The following is a 5,351-nucleotide window of genomic DNA, read 5'->3' as shown; positions in this document are numbered from 1 at the left end:
GAGTCCCGTCACTCGCGCCAGTTCGGATCGAATTTTCTTCCCGATATGACGACAGAGACGCGGCCCGAACCGGATCCGTATGTCTACACATCGAGCTGGAAGAACAGCGCTGTGAACACGAGGCTGTCCACCACGGCGTGCGCGATGATCAGCGGCCAGAGATTGCGCTTGTACAAAACGAACAGGACGCCCAGCATCAGGCCGATGAGTCCAGTGACGATCAGGCCGCGCAGACCCTGATAGTAGACATGGCCATAGCCGAAATAGAGCGCGGGCAGAATGATCGTCAGGGCGGTCATGAAACCCCCGCCGCCCAGGCCGTCTTTCAGGCGGTTGATCAAGTACCCGCGAAAGAACAATTCTTCGCCAAGGCCCGCCGCGAAGATCGCTATGGCGAGCCAGAGCAGATAATGTGGCAGGCTGCCATCAGCGACTGCTCCGAACCGATCCATCACGCCTTCAGGCTCCTGGGTCATGAATTCAAAGCCGAGCGCGCCGCCCAGGCTTGCTGCGGCCACCCCGGTTCCGAGAATGGCGATGACCGCCAGAAGGCTCTGAAAAGGCAGAAGAAGCCAGGATTTGAGCTTTGGCAGGCGGACGAGGCCGTATTCGCGCCAACTCAGGCCTCTGGCTTTGAAATAGACTGTTAGTCCTGACAGGAGGACGAGCAGTGTGAGCGGCCCTGCATAGCGCCAGGCGACGAGGCCGAACACGGCCTTGACCGACATGGCCAGGGCGGCCAGCAGAAGGACCTCCATCATGATGAGCGGGCGAATCTTGGCGGACATGGGAACCTCTTGATTTGTGTCCGGTCTTGATGCCGCTCCCCATGTCATCAGATGCAAAAAAGGCCGCCCTTGGGGCGGCCTTTTTCAATAGAGGGTCAGGCTCGCGCCTATTCGTGACGCAGCGCGGTGATGGGGTCCAGACGGCTGGCCTGGTGCGCCGGATAGAAGCCGAACAGCACGCCCACGATCGTGGAGGCTCCAATGGCGACCAGTGCGATGGTGGGTTTCACAGCGACATTGAGGTTCACGCCCAGCGCAGGGGCGAACTGTTCGATGCTGAGTGCGAGGCCCAGTCCGAAGAGGAGCCCCAGCACGCCGCCAACCGAGCACAGCACAACCGATTCAATCAGGAACTGGTTGCGGATGTCTGCGCGGCGCGCGCCTATGGCGAGCCGCAGGCCGATTTCCCGGGTCCGTTCGGTCACGGACACCAGCATCACGTTCATGATGCCGATCCCGCCCACGATGAGGGTGATCAGGCCCGCGACGGCCAGAAGAAGGCCCATGACGGTCTCTGTCGCCCTGAAGGCGGTGATGAACTCGGCGAAGTTGCGGACCTGGAAGTCGTCCTCTTCTCCCGGATCGATCCCGCGGCGAACCCGCAGGAAGTTTTCCAGCTCGGCCGTGGCGTAATCCATGTCCTCGCCAGCGGCGACCTTGACCCAGATACGCTGAACCGGATCGCGAACCCCGGCGCGGGCAAACCCGACCACACGGGAACGGACAGTCGAGATGGGCGCCATGATGATGTCGTCCTGATCCTGCCCGAAGCTGGACTGGCCGCGTTCGGACAGGATGCCGATGACTTCGAACGGCTGGCTGTTCAAACGCACGGATGCGCCCAGGGCGCCGCCCGAGGGAAAGAGCTCTTCGGCCACGGTCTGGCCCAGCACGGCGACGCGATTGCTGCGTTCGACGTCCACCACCGAGAACATGCGTCCCTCGGCGATGGTCCAGTCACGGATCTCGAGATAATCGGGATGCACGCCGGAAATCTGAGTGGGCCAGTTCACCCCGTCCACCACAGCCGTCACAGATCCGTCCACCGTGCCGGACGCCGCCACGATGACATCTACCTGATTGCGGATGGCGTCCACATCATCAGAAGAGAAGGGCGTGCCGCTGCCTGCGCCGCCGCGTCGGCCGCCGCGGTCGTTGGAGCCGGCGCGGATGTTGAGCGAGTTCGAGCCCAGCGAGGAAATCTGGTCCTGGACCGCCTGACTGGCGCCGTCCGCCAGCGAGACCGTCGTGATCACGGCCATGACGCCGAAGATCACGCCGAGAATGGCCAGGAAGCTGCGCAGCGCATTGACGCGCAGGGCCGTCAGCGCGACCCCGATCGCCGCCATCATGTTCATTGGCTGTCCTCCACGATGAGGCCGTCCCGGAACCAGATCCGGCGACGGGCGCGGGCGCCCACTTCGTCCTCGTGGGTGACCAGGACAATGGTGATGCCTTCGGCGTTCAGCTGATCGAGAATGTCGAGCACCTCGATCGTGGTCTGGCTGTCGAGCGCCCCTGTCGGTTCGTCCGCCAGGAGGATGGAGGGCTTTCCGGCCAGGGCGCGCGCAATGGCGACCCTTTGCTGCTGACCGCCTGAGAGTTGAGACGGATGATGGTCCATGCGTTCGCCCAGCCCCACCATGCGAAGGCACTCCGCCGCGCGTTCGTTGCGCTCCCTGTGCGGCATGCCGCGATACAGCAGCGGCAGCGCCACATTGTCGAGCGCGGTGGTGCGCGGCAGAAGGTTGAATTGCTGGAACACGAAGCCAACCTTGCGGTTCCTGAAATCGGCCAGCTGGTCCGGGCTCATGCCCGACAGGGATTCGCCAGCGATGATCAGATCACCCGAACTGGGACGGTCGAGCGCGCCCACCATGTTCATGAAGGTGGATTTGCCGGAGCCGGAGGGCCCCATGATCGCCACATACTCGCCAGCATTGATGTCGCAGTCCACGCCGGCCAGCGCATACACATCTCCGCCGCCGAGCGTATAGACCCGGGTCAGATTGCGCGCCTGAATGAGAGGCTCGGTCATCCGGCGGTCTCGCGGACGCGAGTGACGACGAGATCACCCTCATTCAGGGACTCGCCGACGATCTGGGTGTACTGACCGTCTGACAGACCGATGCCGACTGGACGCTCCTGAAGCTGGCCATCTGCCGTTTCGATCCAGATCGAGCCGCGGCGCACCTGATCACGCTGCTGGGCGCGCTCCTGGCTCAGCTGGTCATAACGCGCCAGCTGATCGGCGGTCAGAACGCCCGACAAGGCGCGACGGATCAGAGCCTGCGGGTTGGGCGGCGGTGCGCCGGGAGCGGGGTTCTGGAACTGCGCCCGGATCTGCTGGAAGGTCTCGCGCATGACGCGCTCCACTTCGGGACGTTGCTGATCGGTCAGCTCAAGCTGCTCTGCGAGCCGTTCCATCATGGCGGCGCCGCCGCCTTCGCGCCGTCCGCCCTGGTCGCCTTCATTGGCGACCACAAGGGCTTCGGCCGCGCCGCGCGGCGTAAAGCGAAGCGCGGCGTTCGGCACGGACAGCGCGTCTTCAACCTGGCCCGTAACGATGGAGACGTTCGCCGTCATGCCCGGCAACAGGCGCTGGCCGGGATTGTCGGCCTGGATGACGACCGTATAGGTGACCACATTGGCTTCATTGGTGGCGGCGAGGCGAACCTGGGTCACTTCGCCGGCGAATTCGCGATCCGGATAGGCGTCAACGTCAAAGGTGACGGTCTGGCCTTCATCGATCTGGCCGATATCGGCCTCATCAATCTCGGCCTCGATCTGGATGCGAGAGAGGTCCTGGGCGATCAGGAACAGAACCGGAGCGTTGAAGGACGCCGCAACGGTCTGGCCTTCGTCAATCTGACGGTCGATCACGACGCCTTCGATGGGAGACCGGATGTAGGTGCGTTCCAGATCCACCTGGGCGCTTTCCAGAGAGGCCCGCCGCTGAAGCTCGCTGGCGCGGGCGTTGCGAAGATTGGCTTGCGCAACCAGAAGCGCAGCGTTCGCGGCGGCAAGCGCAGATTCGGCGCTGTCATATTGTGCAGCGGAATATGTGCCGCGCTGAACCAGCTCCTGCGCCCGGTCAAAGCTGCGTTGGGAGACTTCGAGGTCAACACGCGCGCGTTCAAGATTGGCCTGGGCCACGGCGACCTGTGCGCTCGCCACTTCCAGTGAGGCCTGCGCCTCTTCCACGCGGGTCTCGAAGGTCTGGGGGTCGATTCGGGCAAGAAGATCGCCTGAGGAGACCTGGTCGTTGAAGTCAGCGTGCAGTTCGAGCACCTGACCAGACAATTGCGAGCCGACCTCGACCGTGATCAGCGGCGCAATGGCGCCCGATGAGGAAACGATTCTCGAGATGTCGCGGGCTTCTGCGGGAGAGGTCTCGATTACAAGATCGCCCGTCGCCGCTGCGCTGCCGCGGAAAAAGATAAACCAGATCAATGCGGCGGCGACGAGAATCGCTCCGCCTGCGTATAGAATGCGTGTCACGTTTTTGCCCCTGGCGAAGTCCTGGCGCACATGCGCCGTCTTGCTTGGCATACGCCGTATCACGGTCTGATCCGTTGCAGAAAATGAAACAGAAGAAAGAAATGCTCCGCATTTGAGAGGCATTCGCAAATATAGCCGTCTTTTCCCCACTTTAGACCGCATTTGGACAGAGCTTTCGGCTTGCGAGCGCGCAGTCAGAAGACTAGCTTCCGCCCCAACCGCGGCCGGGGATTCACTGTGCAAGCGTTTGTTCGGATTTATATGGCCGGATACGCAAAACGGAATCACCGGTCCATTTGGCCATCTTGATGCGGGGAAGGGTGCGACCTCACATGAACGCGCTCCTGTTGGAATATCTGCCGATCCTGATCTTTCTGGGCATAGCCGCCGGGCTGGGCCTCGTGTTCATTCTCGCCGCCTTCGTGCTGGCGCCGTCTGACCCCGATCCGGAAAAGGTCTCCACGTATGAATGCGGCTTCAACGCCTTTGACGACGCGCGCATGAAATTCGACGTGCGCTTCTATCTGGTGGCGATCCTGTTCATCATCTTCGACCTCGAAGTCGCCTTCCTGTTCCCCTGGCTGTTCCCGATCTTTGACGGCAGCGTCGCGGCCTTCTGGTCGATGATGGTCTTCCTGGGGGTTCTCACGGTGGGCTTTCTTTATGAATGGCGCAAAGGCGCGCTGGACTGGGAGTAGGGCACATGTCTGACCTGATTGTTCCGGCGGGCTCCGCCGCTACGGCCAAGACGCCGCATTACGACCCGAAGAAGCATGACCCGTTCTTTGACGGCGTCAGCGATGCGCTGGCGGACAAGGGCTTCCTTGTCGCTGCGGCGGACGACCTGATCACCTGGGCGCGCACCGGTTCGCTGATGTGGATGACCTTTGGTCTCGCCTGTTGCGCGGTGGAGATGATGCAAGCCTCCATGCCGCGCTATGACGTCGAGCGTCTGGGCGCCGCGCCGCGCGGTTCGCCCCGTCAGTCCGACGTGATGATCGTGGCGGGCACGCTGACCAACAAGATGGCTCCGGCCCTGCGCAAGGTCTACGACCAGATGCC

General features: G+C 62.7%; 6 protein-coding genes. 2 read left to right on the top strand and 4 right to left on the bottom strand.

Annotated features, from left to right (window positions below; translation table 11 throughout):
• Positions 1 to 83: 83 nt before the first annotated feature.
• From B2Z70_RS10250 to B2Z70_RS10235, 4 genes are all read right to left on the bottom strand, one after another.
• A complete protein-coding gene (locus B2Z70_RS10250) occupies positions 84 to 788 on the bottom strand; it encodes a CPBP family intramembrane glutamic endopeptidase (protein ID WP_292983034.1) in 705 nt (234 codons plus the stop codon).
• A gap of 107 nt (positions 789 to 895) precedes the next feature.
• The gene (locus B2Z70_RS10245; RefSeq protein WP_009800989.1) at positions 896 to 2,146 is read right to left on the bottom strand and encodes an ABC transporter permease; all 1,251 of its coding nucleotides are present in this window, start codon (positions 2,144 to 2,146) and stop codon (positions 896 to 898) included.
• Positions 2,143 to 2,826 (bottom strand): ABC transporter ATP-binding protein, encoded by a 684-nt coding sequence (locus B2Z70_RS10240; protein ID WP_009800988.1) that lies wholly within the window; start codon positions 2,824 to 2,826, stop codon positions 2,143 to 2,145. The genes B2Z70_RS10245 and B2Z70_RS10240 overlap by 4 nt, the downstream gene beginning before the upstream one ends.
• Positions 2,823 to 4,289 (bottom strand): beta-barrel domain-containing protein, encoded by a 1,467-nt coding sequence (locus B2Z70_RS10235; RefSeq protein WP_241760685.1) that lies wholly within the window; start codon positions 4,287 to 4,289, stop codon positions 2,823 to 2,825. The genes B2Z70_RS10240 and B2Z70_RS10235 overlap by 4 nt, the downstream gene beginning before the upstream one ends.
• 332 nt (positions 4,290 to 4,621) lie before the next feature.
• Here B2Z70_RS10235 and B2Z70_RS10230 point away from each other — a divergent pair, with 332 nt between their 5' ends.
• Both B2Z70_RS10230 and nuoB read left to right on the top strand, forming a co-directional pair.
• Positions 4,622 to 4,987 (top strand): NADH-quinone oxidoreductase subunit A, encoded by a 366-nt coding sequence (locus B2Z70_RS10230; RefSeq protein ID WP_009800986.1) that lies wholly within the window; start codon positions 4,622 to 4,624, stop codon positions 4,985 to 4,987.
• Positions 4,957 to 5,351: NADH-quinone oxidoreductase subunit NuoB (gene nuoB / locus B2Z70_RS10225; RefSeq protein ID WP_349682216.1), on the top strand; the 395-nt coding region annotated here is incomplete at its 3' end. The genes B2Z70_RS10230 and nuoB, both read left to right, overlap by 31 nt.

The sequence above is a fragment of the Oceanicaulis sp. UBA6590 genome, from assembly GCF_002433705.1.
Classification (GTDB): Bacteria; Pseudomonadota; Alphaproteobacteria; order Caulobacterales; family Maricaulaceae; genus Oceanicaulis.
This window is presented reverse-complemented; position numbering and strand designations above follow the sequence as displayed.